Below are 23568 nucleotides of genomic sequence, written 5' to 3'. Positions count from 1 at the left end.
TTTGTCTTGCTAACGCGGAAAGCGTTATTCCATTTCGCCGCCGTCCATTTCGTCGGCAGCTTCTTCCATGGTGTCTTCGACTTCGTCAGCCGCTTCGTTCATGGCATCGGCTTCGGCTTCCATGCCCATGTCTTCCATGGCGTCAGCTTCTTCTTCCATGGCGGTTTCGGTCGCTTCCGCCTGGTCTTCCATGGCTTCTTCCTGCGGGCCGTCGCAGGCGGCGACGCCGAGGCTGAGAGCAGCGGCCGATGCGACGATGGTAAGCTTGTTGAAGTTCATTTTCGTTCCCCTTGGTATTCGAGACGCGAATCCATCCCGCGCCCGTTTGTAAAGAATTGCGGATGATTGTGAAGCGCGCTTAGCGATAGGCCCTCTGGCGGACGAGATTGAACAGGGCGATCGACACGACGGAACCCAGCACGGCCCACAACAGCGCAAGTCCGCTGACCGTACCGAATACTGCGCCGTTACCTGCAATGAGGCCGGTCACCAGCGAGCCGAGCACGCCGACCAGCGCATTGGCCAGGATGTCCCTGCCGTCCTCGATACGCAGGATAATCGTCGCCAGCCACCCGAGCAGGGCACCCACTACGATCAGGATCAGCAAGCCCATTTGTGTCTACCTTTGCGTTTCACTCTGTGGTCATAAACCCGCGTGCACTCAAAGGTTCCGCCGCACAGCAGAAATATGGCCGGACTGTGGCGCAGACCGGACCGGCAGCGTCAGGCGATCGACAGCCAGATGAGCGCTGCGGTGCCCGCCACGATGCGATACCAGGCGAATGGGGTGAAGCCGCTGCGGCTGACGAAGGCGACGAAGGCGCGGATCACCACCAGCGCGACGATGAAGCTGACCACGAAACCGACGGCGATCTCGTCCCAGCCGACGCGCGTCGTCCCTCTCATCATCTCGTCGTACTTGGTGACGACTTCGAGCGTGCTGGCCCCGATCATCGTCGGAACCGCGAGAAAGAACGAAAACTCCGCCGCGGTCTTGCGGTTGATGCCCATGGCGAGCGCACCCATGATCGTCGCACCCGAGCGGCTGACGCCGGGAACCATCGCGAGACATTGCGCAAAGCCCACGCCAAGCACCTTCTTGAGCGGCAATTCCGCCACTCCGCGCCCTTCGTCGCGCGGCTGCGCCACGCGTTCGATGACGATAATGGCGATCCCGCCCGCGATCAGCGCCCAGGGGACGATTCCCGGATTGCCGAGCATGGCCTCGAAACTTTCGTAGAGCGCAAAACCGATCACCGCGCTGGGCAGGAAGCCGAGCAGGATGTTGCGGGCGAACATGAGCCCCTCGCGCTCGCCCTTGAGCACGCCCATGCCGGCCGACCAGAACGTGCCCCAGTACTGGTACACCACCGCCAGGATCGCGCCGAGCTGGATGACGACGTTGAACATCGCCCATTCGTTCGGGTCCGCGCCCGAGATCTCGGTTGCGAGGATCAGGTGCCCGGTCGAAGAAACGGGAATGAATTCGGTAAGTCCCTCGACAATGCCGAGGAAGATCGCGGTGAGGAAATCGTTCATTGCGCTCGCGTCCATGAAGCAAGGGCGGAGCAAGTCAAGCAACCTGCTCCGCCCTTTGACGATTTAGCGGCGAATTGTGTCTACCAGATACGAATGCGCTCTTCCGGAGGCAGGTAGAGATCGTCCTCCGGGGTCACGTTGAACGCCTCGTACCAGGCATCCATGTTGCGCACGATTCCGTTGGTACGATATTTGGTCGGGCTGTGCGGACCCTGGCGGATCTGCGCGCGCAGTGCGTCTTCGCGATACTTCCCGCGCCAGACCTGCGCCCAGGCGAGGAAGAAACGCTGGTCGCCGGTCAGCCCGTCGATCACCGGAACCTCCTTGCCCTCGGTCGCCAGCTTGTAGGCGCGATAGGCCATCGAAAGACCGCCGAGATCGCCGATGTTCTCGCCCAGCGCGAGGCGCCCGTTCACGCAGGTCTCGCCATCGTCGAGCGGACAGAACTGGTCGTACTGTGCCACCAGCTTGTCGCCCAGCTTGTCGAAATTGGCGCGGTCCTCGTCGGTCCACCAGTTGCGCAATGCACCCGAGGCGTCCGATTTCGAGCCCTGGTCGTCGAATCCATGGCCGATCTCATGCCCGATCACACCGCCGATCGCGCCGTAATTGACCGCGATATCGGCGTCCTTGCCGAAGAAAGGCTGCTGGAGAATGCCGGCCGGGAACACGATCTCGTTCTTGGTCGAATTGTAATAGGCGTTCACGGTCTGGGGCAGCATGAACCATTCGGTGCGGTCGATCGGCTGGCCCAGCTTGGCGAGATTGTCGGCGGTCGACCACTCGGCCGATGCCATGACATTGGCCAGCGGGTCACCGGCGACGATTTCGAGGCCCTCGTAGGTTTCGAGATTGTCGCGGTAACCGATCTTGGGATCGAAACTGTCGAGCTTGGCCATCGCCTCGGCCTTGGTGGCCTCGGTCATCCAGTCGATTTCCTCCAGCGATTCGGCCAGTGCCACGCGCAGGTTGGCGACCAGTTCTTCCATCGCCGCCTTGCTTTCGGGCGGGAAATAGCGCTCGGCATAGGAAGCACCCAGCAGCTCGCCGAGCATGCCTTCGGTCGCGGCGATGGCGCGCTTCCAGCGATCGCGCTGCTCCGGAATGCCGCGCAACGCCGTGCCGTAGAAGGCGAAATTCGCCTTGTCGAACCGCGACGGCAGGATCGCGGCGTTGTTCGACAGGAAGTTCTTGATCGTCCACGCCCGGAGCACTTCCATCGGCGTGTCGAGCACGAGTTCGAGCATGGCCGGCGTTCCGCCGCCGATCTTCTCGAGCGTTTCCTCGTCGAGATCGAGCTCGGCCGCAAGCGCGGCGGAGGGCGGAATGTCGTTGACGATGAAGCGGTCGCTCGCGTCGAATCCCGTCGCGGCGAGCATCGCTGCCATCGGGAAGCTTTCGGACAGTCCGCCAAGCTCTTCCGGCGTCAGCGCGGTATAGGTGAGATCGCGATTGCGGCGCACCGTGCGGTCCCAGGCGACCTTGCGGGCGATGGCATCTTCGAAATCATAGACTTTCCGTGCCATTTCGGCGTCATATCCGGCCTCGGATAGCAGAAAGCCGAGATAGTCCTGGTAGGCCGACCGGATCGAAAGCCCCTTTTCGCTCTCGTCGAAATAATATTCACGGTCGGGCATGCCGAGCCCGCCGGACCCCACATAGACCGAGTAACGCGTCGGCTCCTTCGCATCGACCGTGACGAAGCCGCCGAGCGGCGAGGGATAGCCCGGCGTCCCCCACAGCGTCACCAGTTCGGCCAGCGTGTCGGCGTCGCGGATTTCGTCCAGATAGGGCTGAGCGGGCGCAAGGCCTGCCGCCTCGATCGCATCGGTGTCGAGATAGGATGCATAAGCATCGACTATGCGTCGCTCGTCATAGGTCAGCTCCGCCGCCGGTTTCGCCAGCAACTCGTCGACCACGGCCTTGACGTCGGCGGTCGACTTCTCGCGCAGCAAATCGAACGCCCCGAAGCGTGCCTGGTCGGCGGGCAGCGGGTTCTCGTCGATCCATTTCTGGTTGGCGTAGGCGAAAAAGTCGTCGCCCGGATCGATGTCCGGCGACAGATAGCGCGTATCGAAGCCCCATTCGCCGAAGCTCATGGTCGGAGTGGGCACTTCGACGGCGTCGTCGGTTTCGGCCTCGGCCAGCGCGGGCGCCGCAATCGCAAGCGCCAGCGCGCTGGCGCCGGTGGTGATGATGGATCGGAACATTGGCAGTCTCCCAATTCGTATGGCCCCGCAGGGCGAAAACGCGTGATGCTTGCATAGGGCGATCGGCACGAAAATGACGACGCCGGTCGGTTTCACTTGCAACTTTGTCGAAAAAGCGCGGTCGCAGGCGGGTTCTCGGCCACCTCCGCCGAGGAATCAGGCGTTTTCGAGCCCGAACTGCAGCGAGGCGAGGTGCGCATAGAGCCCGCCATTGGCCGACAACTGATCGTGCGTGCCCTGTTCGGCAATGCGGCCGTCCTCCATCACCACGATGCGGTCCGCCGCGCGAACGGTCGACAGGCGGTGCGCGATGACCAGCGTGGTACGGGCTTCCATCAGATGTTCGAGCGCTTCCTGCACCAAGCGCTCGCTTTCGGCGTCGAGCGCGCTGGTCGCCTCGTCGAGCAACAGGATCGGCGCATCGCGCAACAGCGCGCGGGCAATGGCGATGCGCTGGCGCTGGCCACCCGACAATTGCGTACCGCTTTCACCAAGATAGGTGTCCATGCCCTGCGGCAGCTTCTCGATGAATTCGGCGGCGTTGGCGGCGCGCGCGGCGGCCCAGATCTCATCCTCGCTCGCATCCCAATTGCCGTAACGCAGATTGTCGCGGGCATTGGCGCTGAACAGCACGCCTTCCTGCGGGACATAGGCGATCCGGCGGCGCACCCCGGCGGGATCGGCGGCGGTCAGCGGGATGCCGTCGAGCCGGATCGAGCCGGCCTGCGGATCGTAAAAGCGCTCCGCGAGCTGGAAGATGGTCGACTTGCCGGCGCCCGAGGGGCCGACGATGGCGACCGTCTCGCCCGGTTCGATTTCAAGGCTGAAATCGGTGATCGCCGGCGCCTCCAGCCGCGTCGGATAGCGGAAGGTGACGTTGCGGAACGACAGGCTGCCGCGCGGCGGCACCGGCAGGTCCTGCGGGCGCTCGGGCGCAGTGATGGCGGGCTGTTCGTCGAGCAGCTCCGACAGGCGGCTGGCCGCGCCTGCGCCGCGCAGCAGGTCGCCATAAACCTCGGTCAGCGCCCCGATCGCGCCCGCGACGAGCCCGGCGGTAAGGACGAAGGCTGCGATCGTACCGCCCGAGATCGTGCCCTCGCTGACCGCCTCCGCGCCGCGCCAGACGAGCAGCGTGATGCCGCCGAACACCAGCAGAATGACCACGGCAGTCATCGCCGCGCGAAGGATCACCCGGCGCTTGGCCACGCTGAAGGTCCGTTCCACCGCCTCCCTGAAGCGGCCGTGCTCGCGGTCCTCCTGGTTGAAGCCCTGCACGATCTTCATCGCGGACAGCACTTCGGTGACCATCGCGCCGATATCGGCCACGCGGTCCTGGCTGGTGCGCGAGACCTTGCGCAGCCGCCGGCCGAACAGGGTGATGGGGACGACGATCGCCGGGATGATGAGGAACAGCCCCATCGTCAGGCCCGGGACCAGCCAGAACAGATAGAGCGTACCGCCCACCGCCATCAGCGTGTTGCGCAGCGCGACCGAAACGGTCGTGCCCACCACCTGTTCGATCAGCGCTGTATCGCTGGTCATCCGGCTGGAGATTTCCTTGGGGCTGTTCTCTTCATAGAAGCCCGGCGCGAGCCGCAGCAGGTTTTCCTGCACGCGCAGCCGGATATCGGCGACCACGCGTTCGCCCAGCCAGCTGACGAAATAGAAGCGCATCGCGGTGCCCACCGCCAGAACGCCCACGATGATCAGCAGGTAGCGGAACCAGCGCCCCATGTTGGCGGGGTCCGCCCCATCGGCGAAGCCGCGGTCGATTACCAGCTTGAAGCCCGCCGGGATCGCCAGCGTCGCCGCGGCGGTTATGAACAGCGCAAGCAGCGCCAGCGCGACATGGCCGGGATAGTTCTTGCCCGCGCGCCACACCATCTTCAGCGGCTTGAGCGAGCGTTCGCGCGGGGCATCCTTGGCCGCGCGCTTGCGCGCGAAGCGACCGCGCCCCTCGATCTTCGTATCGTCCGTTGCTGACATGCGCTTCCCACTAGGTCCACGCGCGGCGAAAATCCACTGCGCTGCACGCGCGAAGACACTATTTCGGAGGTTGTGCATTGCACAATGGTCACGCCGGCGTCAGGATGAGCGCCTTTCGTCCGGGAAAAAACGACAAGAACCCGGGGCAGCAGGGGATACGTATTGCTCTATCACGCCTATGAACTGCAGCGCAGCTGGCTCCATTCGGCCAGCGCCTTCGCCTCGATCGGGGTGGAGATGCTCAACAATCCGTCCAATCCGATGAACTATGTCGGCCCGATAAGGTACATGAACATCGGCCCGATGGCGGCGAGCGCGCTGGAAGTCTTCGCCCATGCCACCGCCTCGTACGGCAAGCCGGCCTGGGGCATCGAGACGGTCGAGGTCGACGGGCGGCCGGACCCCGTTTTCGAAGCGACGGTGATGAACCGCCCGTTCGGCGATCTGAAGGAATTCTACCGCGAGAGCCTGCCCGCAGATGCCCCACGCCTACTGGTGGTCGCACCCATGAGCGGGCACTATGCCACGCTGCTGCGTGGAACGGTCGAGCGGATGCTGCAAAACTACCGCGTTTTCGTCACCGACTGGGCCGATGCCAAGACCGTGCCGCTGCACGAGGGCACTTTCGACCTCGACGACTACATCGACTACGTGATCGCCTATCTCGAACATATCGGAGAGGGCGCGCATGTGATGGCGGTGTGCCAGCCTTCGGTTCCGGTCTTCGCCGCAACCGCGATCATGAACCGCGACAAGCATCCCTGCACGCCCAGGACGCTGACCATGATGGGCGGGCCGATCGACACGCGCTGTTCGCCGACCAGCGTCAACGATCTCGCGATGGATCGCCCGATCGAATGGTTCCGCCACAACGTCATCGCCACCGTGCCGATGCAGTATCGCGGCGCGGGGCGGCGCGTTTACCCCGGCTTCATGCAGCTCGCCGGCTTCATGAGCATGAACCTCGGCAATCACATGCTGAGCCATTACGAGATGTTCAAACACCTCACCGTGGGCGACCAGGACAGCGCGCAGGCGACCAAGGATTTCTACGACGAATATCGCAGCGTCTGCGACATGACCGCCGAATTCTACCTGCAGACGGTGCAGGAGGTGTTCCAGGACCACGCGCTGCCCAACGGCACCTTCCTGCACCGCGGCAAACGAATCGATCTGGGCGACATCACTCGGACGGCGCTGCTGGCGATCGAGGGCGAACGCGACGATATTTCGGGCCTCGGGCAGACCAAGGCCGCGCTCGACCTCACCCCTCGTCTACCCGAGACGAAGAAGCGCTATTACATGGCCGAAGGTGCCGGCCATTACGGCATCTTCAACGGTAGCCGCTGGCGCAGCAAGATCGCGCCGGTGGTCGAGGAGTTCATCGCCAGGCACGGCTAGATTCGGCCAAGGCTCGGCCGGACAGGCTAGGCTTTCGCGTCGAGCTGCTTGAGGCCGAACCACCCGGTCGCGCCCGCCAGCGCGGCGGCCCCGGCCATGGCGTAAAGCGCGGCATGGAAGCCGTCGAACAGCGCCTCGCCCGACATGGCGAGCACGCTCCCCATCAGGGCCACCGCGATCAGCCCGCCGGTGCGCGATACCGCATTGTTGAGCCCGCTCGCCGTGCCGGTATAGCTGTCCTCGACTGCCGCCATGACCGCGCTGGTCAGCGGGGCGACGGCGATCGCCATACCGATCCCGATGGCCGCAATGCTGGGCAGGATACTCGTCCAATAGGAGCTTTCGGGCCCGATCCGCAGGCCGAGCAGCAATCCGCCTGCAACTATCAGCGGGCCGATGGTCAGCGGCAGCCGCACGCCGGTGCGCTGCGCCATCCCGCCCATCAGCGGGCTGCCCAGTCCGATGAGCAGCGGGAAGGGCATGATCGCGAGGCCCGCCATGGTCGGGGAATAGCCCGCGCTTTCGATCAGGAGATAGGGCAGGATCAGCAGCATCCCGCCGAGCGCGCCGTAGAGCAGGAAGGTCAGCAGGTTGAGGCTGACCACGCAGGTCCCGCCGAACAGCGCGAGCGGCATCATCGCAGTCTCGCTCTTGCGGCTCTCGATCCCGAAGAAGACGACCGCGAGCACAAGGCCGAAGGCGAGGCTTGCCGCGACCCGCCAGTCGAATGCGCCGCTCGCGCTCCAGAAGGTCAGCGCCAGCGTGATCCCGGCCAGCGCCAGCGTCGCGGTGCCGGCGCCCGCGTAATCGGTCGGCACGTCGCCCGCGCGCCGCACCTCCTGCGTCTTCCACAGCGCGAGGGTGGCGGCTGCCACGCTGATCGGGATCAGCAGCCAGAAGATCGAAGGCCAGCCGAAATTTTCGACCAGCCAGCCGCCCGCCAAGGGGGCCAGCGCGCCCGACGCCGCGCCCGCAGCCGCCCAAGCGCCGACCGCGCGTCCGCGTGCCTTGCCCGAAAAGGCGCCGTTGAGCAGCGCCAGCGAATTGGGCAGCAGCAGCGCGCCGCCGATGCCCTGGCCCGCACGCCCGACGATCAGCGCGGGCAGGGTCGGCACCAGCGCGCAGAGCAGGCTCGCGAGACCGAACAGGACAACGCCGATCACCAGCAGTTTCCTGCGCCCGTACCGGTCACCCAGCGCCCCGCCGAGCATCAGCAGCGCAGCGAGCGGCAGCGTGAAGGCGTTGACCGCCCATTGCGTCTCGGCGGCGCTGGCGGCGAGGTCGGCGCGAATCGCGGGCAGCGCGACGTTGACGATCGAGCCATCGATGAAGGGCAGGCTCGAGGCGAGGATCGACATCGCCAGCACCCAGCGCGGATGCGCTTGTTCGGCCTTGAGATCGTGTGCTTCGGCACGCGCGCAGGATTGCTCGGGACGGCAATCGTGCGGCGCGTCGTAACTCATGCCAGGGGCCTCGGCACGGCTGGGCGCGGCATCTCAGCGATCAGCCATCACGGCGGGCCGCGACATCGTAGGGTTCGCCGAAACCACCTCGCGGGATCTCCAGCATGGCCCGCTCCCATGCGGCGCCCTTGGCCACTGCGGCATAACTGCTTTCGAGAAATCGCAGCAACGCAGCCTCGGGATCGGCGCTTTCGCGCAGCGCGGCATAGGGCAGCACGAACTCGCCCAGATCGCCGTGCCAATAAGCGGCGTCGGGTTCGATCGGGCTATCCGCCAGCCCGTCGGGCGTGGGATAGCCATAGGCGTAGAAGGCCGCTTCATCGACCCCGCCGCCGCCAAGCCAGAAACCCGCGCTCGCGACCTCGTGGCTATAGGCTTCGCGCGTTACCGCGTCGGACAGGTTGGGAAAGCCGCCCGGATGCAATGGCGCCTCGCGCCCCGAAAAGCGGGTGACCGCGAGATCGAAGCTGCCCCAGAACAGGTGGCTCGGGCTCGATTTGCCGACGAAACCGGTGCGGAAGGTCTCGAACACGCGATTGACGTCGGAAAAGGCACGGTGGATGCGCGACAGCAAGGCCTCGTCCCATGCCCGCTCGCGCCTGTCCTTGGCGAAGGGGATGGCTTCCTCGACCTCGTTCGGAGCGCCCGAGATATCGGTGTCGACCCCGGCGAGCGAGAGCAGTGCGGCAAGCTGCTCGTGAAAGCGGGCAACGCTCTGGCCGGTGATTTCGAAGCCGTCGGCAAAGCCGCTCGAAGTTTCGACCGCGACGGCGGAACTGAGGCAGTCGACCATGATCTCGGCCTCGCCGCCCGGAAAGAAAACCGGATAGCTGCGGAAACCGCGCGGCACGACGCGCAGGGCGACGTGCCAGCTGTGGTTGCACCACGGCAGCGCGCGGGTGGGCAATTTACCCACCACCTGCAGATAGGCATGCAGGCTCTCGATGACCGGGCGATCGGCCTCGAAATCGAGTTTGGGCCACCGCTCGGTCATCGTAAGAACTCCTGCTGTTAGAAAATCTCGAAGAGACCCGCCGCGCCCATGCCGCCGCCGACGCACATGGTCACGACGCCGTATTTGGCGCCGCGGCGCTTGCCCTCGAGCAGCACGTGGCCGGTGCAGCGCGCACCGGTCATGCCGTAGGGGTGGCCGATCGAGATCGAACCGCCATTGACGTTGAGCAATTCGCCCGGGATGCCCAGCTTGTCGCGGCAGTAAAGCACCTGCACGGCGAAGGCTTCGTTCAGTTCCCATATGCCGATGTCGTCGACCTGGAGGTCGAAACGCTCGAGCAGCTTGGGGATGGCGAAGACCGGGCCGATTCCCATTTCGTCGGGCTCGGTGCCTGCCACCGCCATGCCGACATAGCGGCCGAGCGGGGTCAGACCCTTTTTCTCCGCGACCTTGGCCTCCATGAGGATGCTGGCCGAGGAACCATCCGACAGCTGCGAGGCGTTGCCCGCGGTGATCGAGGTGCCCGGACCCATTACCGGCTGCAGGCCGGCGAGGCCTTCGAGCGTGGTCGAGGGGCGGTTGCCTTCGTCCTTGTCGATGGTCACCTCGACGTCGGAGATCTCGCCGGTTTCCTTGTCCTGCACCTTGTGCGTGGTGGTGACGGGAACGATCTCGTCATCGAACAGGCCCTTTTCCTGTGCGGCAGCAGTGCGCTGCTGGCTCGACAGGGCATATTCATCCTGCGCCTCGCGGCTGATGCCGTAGCGCTGGGCGACCGTCTCGGCGGTCTGCAGCATCGGCATGTAGATCGCGCCATGCATGTTCACCAGCTCGGGATCGGGCATCACGCGCATTTCCTTGGTCTGGACGAGCGAAATGCTTTCCTGACCACCGGCGGCGACCACATCCATCCGGTCGGTGATGATCTGCTTGGCCGCGGTGGCGATGCTCATCAGGCCCGAGGAGCACTGGCGGTCGATGGTCATGCCGCTGGTGCCGATCGGGCAACCGGCGCGCAGCGCGACCTGGCGCGCGAGATTGCCGGCCTGCGTGCCCTGCTGGAGCGCGCTGCCCCAAAGCACGTCGTCGACTTCGCCGGCTTCGATTCCGGCGCGCTCGATCGCGGGCTTCAATGAATAGGCGCCGAGCGTCGGGCCCTTGGTGTCGTTGAACCCGCCCTTATACGCACGGCCGATGGCGGTGCGGGCGGTGGAGACGATGACTGCGTCACGTGACATTTGCTTTTCCTTGCTGATCCCCAGCGCAGGCCGGGGTCTCCTTGAGGGATGGCGCGGGGCCGACGGAGGTCCCAGCCTTCGCTGGGACTCACATTAAACGAAAATCTGGTTGATCCATTCGCAGATCAGGGCGGGCTTTTCCTCGCCCTCGATCTCCATGGTGATCTCGCAGGTCTGCTGCCACTGGCCGGGGCGCTTCTCGTTCATTTCGAGCAGCTTCCAGTGTCCGCGGATGCGCTTGCCGCTGCGGACGGGGCTGATGAAGCGCGTCTTGTTGCCGCCGTAGTTGACGCCCATCTTCACGCCTTCGACCTTGGGCATATCCGAATTGGCGCCGAGATAGGGGATCATCGACAGCGTCAGGAAGCCGTGCGCGATCGTGCCGCCGAACGGCGTCATCTTGGCCGCTTCCTCGTCGATGTGGATGAACTGGTGGTCGCCGGTGGCATCGGCGAACTGGTTGATGCGCTCCTGGCTCATTTCGACCCATTCGCTCGTGGCGATGTGTTCGCCAACCTTCTCTGCCAGTTCCTGCGGGCTCATGCGCGCCTCTCCTCTTGTCCAAATCGTCGGTTTCGCGCGACTCCGGCCGCGCGATGCGGCGCGAGTCATGGCGCATGGAAAGAGGGCGCGCAACCGCGCGAATGGTGCCGTTACGGCATGGCGGGCTTGGCCGAGGCAGCCGTGCGGCGCGCTTCGCGCAGCGCCTTGCGCTCCGCCTCGGCCCTGGCCGAATCGCGTTTGCGGCAATAGGTCGACAGCGCGATCTGCAGCCCGATCAGCATCAGGAACACCGGCTGGTAGGCGATCCCCTGGAAGGTCGCTCCGACCAGATAGATGATGTTGGAAAACTGCAAGGCGCTCGCCAGCGGCCCCTGCCATTGTTCTGCCGGGCTGTCGCGATTGCGCCATCTTCGGCGAATGCGTTCCATCTGCAGCAGGCCGAGCGCATGCAGGCTGACCCACAGGAACAGCCCCGGCCAGCCCTGCTCGCCAAGCATCTCGAAGAAGGAGGAATGAAACGCACGCGATTCGTCGGTCACTTCCTTGATTTCGGTGACCAACGCCCCGCCTTCGTCACGCGTCACCGGCAAATCATAGGTGAACTCGTTCGCACGATAGGCGTCGAACCCGCCGCCGAGCGGGTTCTCGGTTGCGTAATCGAGCGTCCACATCCAGACCTGCACGCGGGTGGAAGCCGACTGGTCGGACTGGAGCGAGCCGAGTGTCGCCATGCGCTCGTAATAGCTCGCCGGGATGAACGGCAGTGCCATCACGCCAAGTGCGCCCGCCGCCATCAGATACATGATGCGGTTCTTGACGTCGCGCAGCATCAGCAGGCCGAGCATGGCGATGCACACGAGACCTGTGCGCGCCTCGGTTCCCACCGGCACCAGCAGGCAGGCGAAGATCAGCAGGCCGGCAAAGGTCTTCACGCGCCAGTCGGGCGGGAAAATGGTGCCGTGTTTGGCGAACCACAAAATGATCGGGATCAGCGCGATCGAGACGGTCGCCAGGGTCGAACTTTCGTAGATGTTCGAATTGTCGTTCACGAAGAAATAGAGGCTGTCGTAGCCCCCGCCGCCGAGCGCGGTCTTCATGCCTGCCGAGATGATGATCGCACCTGCGGTCAGCACCAGCACCAGCGCCGCGGCCTCGATCCGCAGCCGCGTGAACAGCGTGAAGGGCAGGAAGATCGCGAACACCAGCGCCTTCCATACCCAGTCCCACTTGCCCTGCGCATTTTCCGGGAATTCGGCCCATTGCAGCGTCATGAAGCAATAGAGCAGCAGCACCAGCAGGATGCCCTGGCGCAGGGTGAAGCGCGTTTCCGCCTTCGGATCGGCCACCGCCCAGCCGGCAAATGCCAGCAGGAAGGCGATAAGCGAGATGGGCAGCAGCGGCGTCAGCGTCCAGCCGATCTTCTGCGGGGCGAGGATATCGATGTAGAGATAGGCCAGAACCCAGACGAAGGGCCGCTTGAGACCAAGCGCGAACATGCCCATCACGGTGAGGAACAGTGCGGCGTCAAGCATCGCCCGGTTCCTTGCGGCTGCGCCGGGCGCGCCGCGCCTCGCGCCTGCTTGGCGCGTCCGCATCCGCCGCATGGTCGCTGAGCGGGTCCTCGCGATCGAGTTGGTCGCGCATCAATATGCGGAACAGCGCGATCATGATCAGCGCATGGGTCAGGGCAAGGGCGAAATAATCGATCACAAGGCGGTTCTTCCTGCGCTACCCCCTAATGCAACGCGGTTGACGCGCCGTTAAGCCTGTTGTGTCACACAGCGCAGCCGATGACCCGCGTGCTGCATATCCTCGACCATTCGCTGCCGCTGCATTCCGGCTATACCTTCCGCACGCGCGCGATCCTCAAGAGCCTGCAGGCCGCGGGCGTCGAGATACGCGGAATTACCGGCCCACGCCATGTTCGAGGCGGCCCGCCGATCGAGGAGGTCGACGGGCTGACATTCCACCGCGTGCCGGGCACCCCGTCCAGCCTTCCGGGCCTGCGCGAATGGCGCGAGATCGCGGCACTGCGCGCCGGCATCGAGCGTCTCGCCGCCGACTGGCGCCCCGATATCCTGCATGCGCATTCGCCTGCATTGTGCGGTATGGCCGGCCTGCGCGCCGCACGGCGACTTGGCGTGCCCCTGGTGTATGAGATCCGCGCCTTCTGGGAGGATGCGGCGGTGGGCAATGGAACCGGCAGCGCAGGCTCGCTCAAATATCGCCTGACCCGCGCGCTTGAGGACCGCGTGGTCAAGGGGGCCGATGCGGTGTTCACGATTAGCGAGGGGTTGCGCGGGGACCTTGTCGAGCGCGGACACGACGGAGGTAAACTCGCGCTGTCGCCCAATGGCGTCGACCTTGCCCTGTTCGGCGAACCGCCACCGCGCGACGTCGGGCTGGCGCGGCAGATCGGCATTGGCGAGGGGCCGGTGATCGGCTTCATCGGCAGCTTTTACGACTATGAAGGGCTCGATGACGCCATCGCCGCCATGCCGATGCTGCGCGCACGCCACCCGGACACGCAACTCCTGCTCGTCGGCGGTGGGCCGATGGAGGAGACGCTGCACGCGCAGGCGGCGGCCTCTCCGGCACGCGATGCGATCATCTTTACCGGCCGCGTTCCGCACAGCGAGGTCGAGCGCTACTATTCGCTGGTCGATGTGCTCGCCTACCCGCGCAAAAAATCGCGGCTGACCGATCTCGTCACGCCGCTCAAGCCGCTCGAGGCCATGGCACAGAGGCGGATCGTCGCCGCGAGCGATGTCGGCGGGCATCGCGAGCTGATCGAGGACGGTGTCACCGGGCTGCTGTTTCCGCCCGACGATCCCGCGGGAATCGCAGAAGCGCTGGCGCGCTTCATCGACGAGAAATACCGCTGGCCCGCGATGCGCGAGGCCGGTCGCTGCCATGTCGCCGAAAACCACGATTGGGCGAGGAACATCGATCGTTATCGGGCCGTTTACCAACATCTGCTAGAAAGTGGCTCTTCAGCGACCGAGTGAGCCGCATGGAACGGGTATTCGAACGAGAAATGACTGCCGCCAAGCGCACAGCGCCGATCAGTAGCCACCCCGCCTTCAAGTGGGGCGTCGGCGCGTGGTTCGCGCTGCTGCTGGGGCTCGGCCTGTTCGTGATGCCGGCCGGGGTGCACCAGCTATTGGCCGAGCGTTTCGGTCTTGCCGGCATCTTGCCAGGCGAATCCGCTACCCGCGTCGTCCTCTCGATGGGTGCCGCGCTGCTCGGCCTGATGATCGGCCTCGTGCTTGCCATGCGGGTTGCCGCGATCAACGAGGCAAGCGACGAAAGCGACGACGAAGAGGCCGCCGAAACCGCCGGCGTCTGGCTTCAGGACGACAAGGAAGAACCCAGGCCCGCCGACACAGGGGCGGACGCTCCGCGGCGCCCTTTCAACCCGCGCGAAGATTTGCCGGAAGAGGGCATCGGTTCGTTCGAGGGAAGCGCGCGCGGCGGCCTGACCGCCCGCGATGCCGATACCGAAGAAGCCGTTCTCGAGGAGGTCGAAAGCGTTCCCGACGACCCCTATTTCGCCGAGCAATGGGAAGAACCCATCCACGAGACCGAGGCCGCGGATGCGTGGGAAGATACGCAAGAGCCGGTCTCCCCGGTGGAGGAACCCGCCGTCCAGACCTCTCCGGACACAGAAGCGGAGAGTTCGCACAGCGCGACGGTGGAGGCTGAGGCGGAAGAGACGCTCGAGCCGGAAAGCGCAGCCAGCCCTCCTCCGCCCGCAGCGCTCGGCGACCTCTCGCTCGAGGAGCTGACCCAGCGTCTCGGCACTGCGCTCGATGCTTTGAAGGCAGGCCCGCCCGAGAATGGAGATGCCGATCCGGTCATCGCCTTTCTGCGCCGGGAAGCGGAGCGCGAAGCTCCCGATCGCGGTTCGGGCGGCGGCTCCGGCGATCCGCAGGCGGATCTGCGCAGCGCGCTCGACAAGCTCAGCCGCGTCGGCAAGCCGAAGTAAGCATACGAATTTCCTCTACGGAAACGCGCGCTCAAGCGTAATTCTTGGCGCTGGAGAAATTTTGCTACGCTTCTCGCAGTTGCAAAATATCGATCCTGTCGGCATTAGGGCCCTTCGCGCAATTTTGCAGGTGCCGCGAAGGGCACCGCTCGACCATGTTCCCGGCCGCCCCGCATCCAGCGAGGCCGGTCGGCGGGCACGAAGGAGGACGCTTCGCCAATGGGACGCACGCCGCCCCACACAACGGGTCTGTACGATCCGCGTAACGAACACGATGCCTGCGGCGTAGGCATGGTCGCGCATATCAAGGGCGCGAAAAGCCATGCGATCGTTACCCAGGCGCTCGAAATCCTTGCCAATCTCGACCATCGCGGCGCGGTCGGTGCCGACCCCCTGCTGGGCGATGGCGCGGGTATTCTGCTGCAAGTGCCCGATCCGCTGTTCCGCAATTGGGCCAAGGAACACGGCCACGACCTGCCGCAGCCGGGCGACTATGCGGTCGCCATGTGCTTCCTCCCGCAGGCGAGCGAAGCGCGCGAATTCGTCGAAAAGCAGCTCGAGCGCTTCGTCGAGAAGGAAGGCCAGCGGGTGGTCGGCTGGCGCGATGTGCCGACCACGCTCGACGGGCTCGGCAAGGCGGTGGTCGATTCGATGCCGGTCATCCGCCAATGCGTCGTCGCGCGCGGGGGCGACTGCGCCGATCAAGACGCCTTCGAGCGCAAGCTCGTCGTCATCCGCAAGCAGACGCTCAACCCGCTCAAGGCGCTCGAGGACAAGCACGGCATCCCGGGCCTGACCACCGCCTACATCCCGAGCTTTTCCAGCCGCACCGTCGTCTACAAGGGCCTGCTGCTCGCCAATCAGGTCGGCAGTTTCTACGACGATTTGCGCGATCCCGACTGTGTCAGCGCATTGGGCCTTGTCCACCAGCGCTTTTCCACCAACACCTTCCCCAGCTGGCGCCTCGCCCACCCCTATCGCTTTATGGCGCATAATGGCGAGATCAACACGGTTCGCGGCAATGTGAACTGGATGGAAGCGCGCCGCCGCACGATGGAAAGCGAGCTGCTCGGCGCCGATCTCGACAAGATGTGGCCGCTGATCCCGCACGGCCAGTCGGACACGGCCTGTCTCGACAATGCGCTCGAACTGCTGCTGACCGGCGGATACAGCCTCGCGCATGCGATGATGATGATGATGCCGGAAGCCTGGGCCAAGAACCCGCTGATGGATCCGGCGCGCCGCGCCTTCTACGAATACCATGCCGCGCTGATGGAGCCCTGGGACGGGCCTGCTGCGGTGTGTTTCACCGACGGCCGCCAGATCGGCGCCTGCCTCGACCGCAACGGATTGCGCCCCGCGCGCTGGTGCACGACCAAGGACGATCTCGTCGTGCTCGCTTCGGAAAGCGGTGTGTTGCCGTTCAAGGACGAGGACATCACGCGCAAATGGCGCCTCCAGCCGGGGCGCATGCTGCTGATCGACCTGGATGAAGGCCGTATCGTCGAGGACGAGGAGCTGAAGGCCGATCTCGCCAATGCGCAGCCCTATGAGGAATGGCTCAAGGCGGCGCAGTACAAGCTCAAGGATCTCGACCATATCGAGCCCGAGCTGAGCGAGATCCCCACCGCCGCCACCAGCCTGCTCGAACGCCAGCAGGCCTTCGGTTACACGCAGGAGGACATCGCCCGCTTCCTCGAGCCCATGGCACGCGGGAGCGAGGATCCGATCGGTTCGATGGGCACCGATACGCCGATCGCCGTGCTGTCCGACCGCAGCCGCCTGCTCTACGATTACTTCAAGCAGAACTTCGCGCAGGTCACCAACCCGCCGATCGACCCGATCCGCGAAGATCTGGTGATGAGCCTGCTTTCGATGATCGGCCCGCGCCCCAATCTGCTCGGCCGCGATGCCGGCACGCACAAGCGCCTCGAAGTCAGCCAGCCGATCCTCACCAATGAGGGGCTTGCGAAAATTCGCTCGGTCGAGGCAGCGCTCGACGGCGCCTTCCGTACCGCAACCATCGACATCACCTGGGATGCGAGCACCGGGGCCAAAGGCCTGTCCATGGCGCTGAAGGAAATGTGCTGGGCGGCGACCGAGGCGGTGCTGGGCGATGCCAACATCCTGATCCTGTCCGATCGGAACCAGGGCCCCGACCGCATTCCCATGCCCGCGCTGCTCGCCACCGCGGCCGTCCACCACCAGCTGGTACGCCAGGGCCTGCGCATGCAGACCGGCCTGGTCATCGAAACCGGCGAAGCGCGCGAAGTGCATCACTTCTGCGCATTGGCGGGTTATGGGGCCGAAGGGATCAACCCCTATGTCGCGTTCGAAACGCTGGAGAGCCTGCGCGCCGAACGTTTCGCCGACCTCGATCCGACCGACGTGCGCCAGAACTACGTCAAGGCGGTCGGCAAGGGCATCCTCAAGGTCATGTCCAAGATGGGCATCTCCACCTACCAGTCCTATTGCGGCGCGCAGATCTTCGACGCGGTCGGCCTGAATAGCGAATTCGTCGACACCTATTTCACCGGCACTGCGACCACGATCGAAGGCATCGGCCTCGCCGAGGTGGCGCAGGAAGCCGTGTTGCGCCACGCGCAAGCCTATGGCGACAATCCCTTGTACAAGGGCATGCTCGATGTCGGCGGCATCTACCAGTACCGCCTGCGCGGCGAAGCGCATGCCTGGACGCCCCAATCGGTGGCGCAATTGCAGCATGCGGTACGCGGGAACGACGCCAAGAATTACGACGAGTTCGCGCGCTCGATCAACGAGCAGTCCGAACGCCTGCTGACCATCCGCGGGCTGATGGAACTGAAGCCCGCCGAACAGCCGTTGAGCCTCGACGAGGTCGAACCGGCGGTCGAAATCGTCAAGCGTTTCAGCACCGGCGCGATGAGCTTCGGATCGATCAGCCACGAAGCGCATTCGACGCTCGCCATCGCCATGAACCGCATCGGCGGGCGCTCGAACACGGGTGAAGGCGGCGAGGAGCCCGAACGCTTCCGCGCGCTCGACAATGGCGATTCGATGCGCAGCCGCATCAAGCAGGTCGCCTCGGGACGCTTCGGCGTGACGACCGAATATCTGGTCAATTCGGACGATATCCAGATCAAGATGGCGCAGGGCGCCAAGCCCGGCGAGGGCGGCCAGTTGCCCGGCCACAAGGTCGATAAGCGCATCGGCAAGGTGCGCCATTCGACCCCTGGGGTGGGCCTGATCTCGCCCCCGCCGCACCACGACATCTATTCGATCGAGGATCTGGCCCAGCTGATCCACGATCTCAAGAACGTGCAGCGCGACAGCCGCATCTCGGTCAAGCTGGTGTCCGAAGTGGGTGTGGGCACGGTCGCCGCGGGCGTATCCAAATCGAAGGCCGACCACGTCACCATTTCGGGCTACGAGGGAGGTACGGGCGCGAGCCCGCTGACCAGCCTCACCCATGCAGGCAGCCCCTGGGAAATCGGCCTCGCCGAAACGCAGCAGACGCTGCTGCTCAACGATCTTCGCAGCCGCATTGCGGTGCAGGTCGATGGGGGCCTCAGGACCGGGCGCGATGTCGCGATCGGCGCATTGCTCGGCGCGGACGAATTCGGTTTCGCCACCGCCCCGCTGATCGCGGCGGGGTGCATCATGATGCGCAAATGCCATCTCAACACCTGTCCGGTCGGCGTCGCGACGCAGGACCCGGTGCTGCGCAAGCGTTTCACCGGCACCCCCGAGCATGTCATCAACTACTTCTTCTTCGTCGCCGAAGAGCTGCGCAAGATCATGGCCGAAATGGGCTTTCGCACCGTCGAGGAGATGATCGGCCGCGTGGATCGGGTCGACATGCGCCGCGTCGAGCGCCACTGGAAGGCGCATGGGGTCGATTTGAAACGCATCCTCCATGTCGTCCCGCGCGAGGAAGGCCAAGCGCTCCATCATACCGCAAGCCAGGATCATGGCCTAGCCGCGGCCATGGATGTCGCGCTGATCGAAGCCTGCAAGCCGGCGATAGAGAGCGGTCAGGCGGTCCAGCTCTCGCGCACGATCCGCAATGTGAACCGCACTGTCGGCGCGATGCTGTCCGGCCGGATCGCAGAGACGCATGGCCATGCTGGCCTCGCACCCGACACGATCCGGATCGATTTTACCGGCGTTGCCGGCCAGAGCTTCGGTGCCTGGCTCGCCCACGGCGTCACGATCAGCCTGACCGGCGATGCCAACGACTATGTCGGCAAGGGATTGTCGGGCGGTCGCATCATCGTGCGCCAGCCGAAGGAAGCACCGCGCGCGCCCGGGAACAACATCATCGTCGGCAATACGGTGCTCTATGGCGCGATTGCGGGCGAGGCCTATTTCCATGGCGTGGCGGGCGAACGCTTCGCGGTGCGCAACTCGGGCGCGGTCGCGGTGGTCGAGGGCACCGGCGATCACGGCTGCGAATACATGACCGGCGGCGTGGTCTGCGTGCTCGGCCCGACGGGCCGCAATTTCGCCGCCGGGATGAGCGGCGGCATCGCCTATGTCTATGATCCCGAGAATCGCTTCGAAAAGCTGTGCAACCATGCGCAGGTCGATGTTCTGGACGTCCAGCCCGGCGACGGCGAAGGCGCCGAAAAGAGCTGGGGCAGCCCGCAGCAACGCCCCGTCTCGGTCGAGAATTTCGGCATGGGCGATCCGCTCTATCACGATGCCGAACGGCTCAAGGTACTCGTCGAGCGCCACCTGCTGCATACCGGCTCGGCCAAGGCCAAGGCGCTGCTCGACGATTGGGCGAAGGAACTCAAGAACTTCCGCAAGGTGATGCCGCGCGACTACAAGCGCGCACTTGAAGCACTCGAAGACGAACGCGAACAGGCCGCGATGGAAGCGGCGGAATGATCGATTTCGACCTCCCCATTCACTCCCGCGAAGGCGGGGATCCCGCTTCTTCTTTCAACGTTCCCGCGCAGCCTGGCGGGACCCCCGCCTGCGCGGGGGATTCGGCCAAATCGGAGATTTGACCTCGTGGGCAAGGAAACCGGCTTTCTAGAATACGAGCGGCACGACCGCACCTATCTCGACCCGAAGGAGCGAGTGGCGAATTACAAGGAATTCGTCGTTCCGCTGCCCGAGGACGAGCTGCGCCGCCAGGCCGCGCGCTGCATGAATTGCGGCATTCCCTATTGTCACACCGGCTGTCCGGTGAACAACATCATCCCGGACTGGAACCACCTCGTCTACGAAGACGACTGGAAAAACGCGCTCGACGTTCTCCACTCGACCAACAATTTTCCCGAGTTCACCGGCCGCGTCTGCCCCGCACCGTGCGAGGCGGCCTGCACGCTCAACATCGTGGATTCGCCGGTCACGATCAAAAGCATCGAATGCGCGATCATCGATCGCGGCTTTGCCGAAGGCTGGGTCAAACCCGAGCTGCCCGAGAAGCGCACCGGCAAGTCGGTTGCGGTGATCGGGAGCGGCCCGGCCGGCCTCGCCTGCGCACAACAGCTCGCCCGGGCCGGCCACGCGGTAACCGTGTTCGAGAAGAGCGACCGGATCGGCGGCCTGCTGCGCTACGGCATTCCCGACTTCAAGATGGAAAAACACCTCATCAACCGGCGCGCGGTGCAGATGGAGGCCGAAGGCGTCCAGTTCCGCACGTCGAGCGAGGTCGGGGTCGAGGTCAGCTTCCAGGCGCTGCAGGAGAATTTCGATGCGGTGGTGCTCGCCGGCGGGGCCGAGGAAGCGCGCCAGCTCGACATTCCCGGTTCGGAGCTCGACGGCGTGCGGCTGGCGATGGAGTTCCTGACCCAGCAGAACAAGCGCAATGCAGGCGACGACGAGGTTCGCGCGGCCCCGCGCGGGAGCCTGACGGCCACGGGCAAGCACGTGATCGTGATCGGCGGCGGCGATACCGGCAGCGACTGTGTCGGCACTTCCAACCGCCAGGGCGCGGCCAGCGTGACGCAGCTCGAGATCATGCCCAAGCCGCCGGAAAAGGAGGACAAGGGCCTGACCTGGCCGGACTGGCCGTTGAAGCTGCGCACCTCCTCGAGCCATGAAGAAGGGGTCGAGCGCGACTGGGCCGTTCTGACCAAGCGCGTGGTCGAGGAGAATGGCGACGTCGCCGGGCTCGAATGCGTGCGCGTCGAATGGAAGGACGGGCGCATGCAGGAGATCGAAGGCAGTGCTTTCACGCTTAAGGCCGATCTGATCCTGCTGGCGATGGGCTTCACCGGGCCCAAGCGGCGGGGCCTGCTCGACCGCGCGGGTGTCGATCTCGACACCCGCGGCAATGTCGCGGCGGATACCGACTGGTACCTCACCAGCGAGCCCAACGTCTTTACCTGCGGCGACATGCGCCGCGGGCAGAGCCTGGTAGTCTGGGCGATCCGCGAGGGGCGTCAATGCGCCCATGCGGTCGACAAGGCGCTGATGGGCGCGAGCGAACTGCCGCGTTAGGCGCGAAGGCGCTCCTCCAGCGCAGCGAGGAAGGCCGCGCTGTCGTCGATCCGCAGGGCAATCCGCACGATCTTCCGCTCGGCCCCGATCAGCGGTCGAACGATGATCGGCTGATCCAGTTCGAGCATGACATTGGGCCATGAAAGGACCGCGTGGTTCAGCGTGTCTTTCGCTTTCACCTGCTCGGCATCGACGCTCGGCACCACGCCCGCAATCGCGGCGTAGGGCACCAGTACGTCGACCATAATGCCGCTGCGCACCCGCAGGCCTTCGTCGGTCAACAACACCGGATGCAGGCGAAAACCCTGCGCGAGACCGATGATCCACAGCCCACTCGCAATGCCAAGGCCGAACCAGATCCACGCGACGGTCGCGTTCCATTGCATCAGCAGGAAATGCATCACCGCAAGCTCGATCGCCTGCAAGGCGAGAAAGACATAGATCATCGGCAACAGGAAACGGTGATAGTCGAACGCCTGCGCGCCTTGCGGAATGTCCTGCCCGCACCGCCAGCCCAGCAAGGCGAGCCGCATGATCCGCGCTTCCGCGCTCATGAATCGAACCAGTCTTGGCGGGAAGACGAGCGCGGCGGCCTCTTCGCGCGATGCGCCTGCTGCCAATGCCCGAACGAAAACCGCGCCGCTCCAGATCGCGAAGAGCGTGACCGTCAGCGCCGCCGCCGCAAGCAGGGGCGGCATCGAGAGGATCGCCGCGCGAACCGGCTCGGCCGCACCGGCCACGATGATAATGCTGGCGAGCGCGGCGGCGCCGAGCATTGCGCGCGCGCCGGGCCGTCGCTTTTCTGCCTTGGCGATCGTCGCCAGCAGCAGGCTATCGGCCACGATCCAGGCGAAAAGCAGCGCCGCCAGCACCGCATTGGCCGCGGCCCAATCCGTATGGGTCATGGCGCGGGCGAGCGCGATGGCGAGAATGGGAAGGACGATCGGCGCGAGGCCGGTCAGACGGGCGGACAGCTGCCGTTCCATGACGCCTCGATAGCTCGGCGAGCGTGATTTCGGAAGCGCCAAACATTCACCGGTTGTTTCGCCGAATGCATCATCCCTGCGTGCGGCCCCGCGCCTGCACGGCGGCTCGGCGTGCTTCGACTTCCTCCGGACTGACTGCGCTGTTGGCGGCAGAGGACAGCCGCTGTTCGAGCGCCAGTCCCTCACCGAAACTGGCGGCGTAGCCTTCGTCGATCAGCCGCTTGTAGGTGGCGAGGAAATCAGGGTCGACGCTTGCCATATCGGCGGCGAGGCGGCGCGCTTCGGGCAGCAGCTCTTCGGGCGCAACCACGCGGTTGACCAACCCCCAGCGCTCGGCGGTTGGCGCGTCGAGGAAATTGCCGGTAAAGCTCAACTCCTTGGCGCGCGAAATCCCGACCATCCGGCTGAGCTTTTGCGACAGGCCCCAGCCCGGAACGATGCCCACGCGCGCATGGGTATCGGCAAAGCGCGCATGGGTGCTGGCGACCAGCACGTCGCAGGCCAGCGCCAGTTCGAACCCGCCGGTGATCGCCACCCCGTTGATCGCGCCGATCACGGGCTTTCTGCATTGCTCGATCGCCTTGACCGGGTTTTCCTCCGCGCCTTCGGCATTGGCCGCACCCAGCGCGCCCTCTTGCGATCCCAATTCCTTCAGATCCAATCCGGCGGTAAAAGCCCGCTCGCCCGCACCGGTGAGGATCACTGCCCGCACGGCGTCGTCCACATCGAGCGCGGTCATCACCTCGAACAGCCGGTGTCGCAGTGCTTTCGACAGCGCATTCATCGCTTCGGGTCGGTTGAGGGTGACGGTGGCGATCCCGTCGGCGATCTCGGTCAGGATGAGGTCGGTCATGCGCGATAGC

The 23568-nt window shown here is 65.1% G+C and carries 18 protein-coding genes; 5 read left to right on the top strand and 13 right to left on the bottom strand.

Annotated features, from left to right (window positions below; all coding sequences use genetic code 11):
• Positions 1-24 precede the first annotated feature (24 nt).
• The 5 genes from ASS64_RS08270 to ASS64_RS08250 form a co-directional block, all read right to left on the bottom strand.
• A complete protein-coding gene (locus ASS64_RS08270) occupies positions 25-279 on the bottom strand; it encodes a hypothetical protein (protein ID WP_067692563.1) in 255 nt (84 codons plus the stop codon).
• 79 nt (positions 280-358) lie between these two features.
• Positions 359-613 (bottom strand): GlsB/YeaQ/YmgE family stress response membrane protein, encoded by a 255-nt coding sequence (locus ASS64_RS08265; protein ID WP_067692560.1) that lies wholly within the window; start codon positions 611-613, stop codon positions 359-361.
• 110 nt (positions 614-723) lie between these two features.
• Entirely contained in the window at positions 724-1539 is an 816-nt protein-coding gene (locus ASS64_RS08260) for an undecaprenyl-diphosphate phosphatase (protein ID WP_083508269.1), read from the bottom strand.
• An 80-nt stretch (positions 1540-1619) separates the two neighbouring features.
• Positions 1620-3749: a M13 family metallopeptidase gene (locus tag ASS64_RS08255; RefSeq protein WP_083508243.1), complete on the bottom strand. Its 2130-nt coding sequence runs from the start codon at positions 3747-3749 to the stop codon at positions 1620-1622.
• A 156-nt stretch (positions 3750-3905) separates the two neighbouring features.
• Positions 3906-5633 carry an ABC transporter transmembrane domain-containing protein gene (locus tag ASS64_RS08250; protein ID WP_234002366.1) on the bottom strand — a complete coding sequence of 576 codons (1728 nt, stop codon included), beginning with the start codon at positions 5631-5633 and terminating at the stop codon, positions 3906-3908.
• Between the two features lie 264 nt (positions 5634-5897).
• Between ASS64_RS08250 and ASS64_RS08245 the strand changes: the two genes are divergently transcribed.
• Positions 5898-7136, top strand: coding sequence for a polyhydroxyalkanoate depolymerase (locus tag ASS64_RS08245; RefSeq protein ID WP_067692554.1), 1239 nt, complete (start codon positions 5898-5900; stop codon positions 7134-7136).
• A 26-nt stretch (positions 7137-7162) separates the two neighbouring features.
• Here ASS64_RS08245 and ASS64_RS08240 read toward each other — a convergent pair whose 3' ends face one another.
• From ASS64_RS08240 to ASS64_RS08215, 6 genes are all read right to left on the bottom strand, one after another.
• Positions 7163-8599, bottom strand: coding sequence for an MFS transporter (locus ASS64_RS08240; protein WP_067692551.1), 1437 nt, complete (start codon positions 8597-8599; stop codon positions 7163-7165).
• A 40-nt stretch (positions 8600-8639) separates the two neighbouring features.
• Positions 8640-9593, bottom strand: coding sequence for a DUF5996 family protein (locus ASS64_RS08235; protein WP_067692548.1), 954 nt, complete (start codon positions 9591-9593; stop codon positions 8640-8642).
• Between the two features lie 17 nt (positions 9594-9610).
• A complete protein-coding gene (locus ASS64_RS08230; protein WP_067692545.1) occupies positions 9611-10792 on the bottom strand; it encodes an acetyl-CoA C-acyltransferase in 1182 nt (393 codons plus the stop codon).
• Positions 10793-10885: 93 nt separating this feature from the next.
• A complete protein-coding gene (locus ASS64_RS08225) occupies positions 10886-11335 on the bottom strand; it encodes a MaoC family dehydratase (RefSeq protein ID WP_067692542.1) in 450 nt (149 codons plus the stop codon).
• A 110-nt stretch (positions 11336-11445) separates the two neighbouring features.
• Positions 11446-12828, bottom strand: coding sequence for a DUF5935 domain-containing protein (locus ASS64_RS08220; protein ID WP_067692539.1), 1383 nt, complete (start codon positions 12826-12828; stop codon positions 11446-11448).
• On the bottom strand, positions 12821-13006 hold the full coding sequence (locus ASS64_RS08215; RefSeq protein WP_067692536.1) for a hypothetical protein: 186 nt from the start codon (positions 13004-13006) through the stop codon (positions 12821-12823). The genes ASS64_RS08220 and ASS64_RS08215 overlap by 8 nt, the downstream gene beginning before the upstream one ends.
• 80 nt (positions 13007-13086) lie before the next feature.
• Between ASS64_RS08215 and ASS64_RS08210 the strand changes: the two genes are divergently transcribed.
• The 4 genes from ASS64_RS08210 (at position 13087) to ASS64_RS08195 (ending at position 21719) form a co-directional block, all read left to right on the top strand.
• Complete coding sequence (locus ASS64_RS08210; protein ID WP_067692533.1) at positions 13087-14304, top strand: TIGR04063 family PEP-CTERM/XrtA system glycosyltransferase; 1218 nt, start codon at positions 13087-13089, stop codon at positions 14302-14304.
• 5 nt (positions 14305-14309) lie between these two features.
• Positions 14310-15284: a hypothetical protein gene (locus tag ASS64_RS08205; protein WP_067692530.1), complete on the top strand. Its 975-nt coding sequence runs from the start codon at positions 14310-14312 to the stop codon at positions 15282-15284.
• Between the two features lie 219 nt (positions 15285-15503).
• Positions 15504-20156 carry a glutamate synthase large subunit gene (gltB, locus tag ASS64_RS08200; protein ID WP_067692527.1) on the top strand — a complete coding sequence of 1551 codons (4653 nt, stop codon included), beginning with the start codon at positions 15504-15506 and terminating at the stop codon, positions 20154-20156.
• A gap of 126 nt (positions 20157-20282) precedes the next feature.
• The gene (locus ASS64_RS08195) at positions 20283-21719 is read left to right on the top strand and encodes a glutamate synthase subunit beta (protein ID WP_067692524.1); all 1437 of its coding nucleotides are present in this window, start codon (positions 20283-20285) and stop codon (positions 21717-21719) included.
• Here the strand turns inward: ASS64_RS08195 and ASS64_RS08190 are convergent.
• Complete coding sequence (locus ASS64_RS08190; RefSeq protein ID WP_067692521.1) at positions 21716-22705, bottom strand: hypothetical protein; 990 nt, start codon at positions 22703-22705, stop codon at positions 21716-21718. The genes ASS64_RS08195 and ASS64_RS08190 overlap by 4 nt on opposite strands.
• 70 nt (positions 22706-22775) lie before the next feature.
• Positions 22776-23558 (bottom strand): enoyl-CoA hydratase, encoded by a 783-nt coding sequence (locus ASS64_RS08185; protein ID WP_067692518.1) that lies wholly within the window; start codon positions 23556-23558, stop codon positions 22776-22778.
• Between the last annotated feature and the right edge of the window lie 10 nt (positions 23559-23568).

This window comes from Erythrobacter sp. AP23, assembly GCF_001542855.1.
GTDB lineage: Bacteria > Pseudomonadota > Alphaproteobacteria > Sphingomonadales > Sphingomonadaceae > Qipengyuania.
This window is presented reverse-complemented; position numbering and strand designations above follow the sequence as displayed.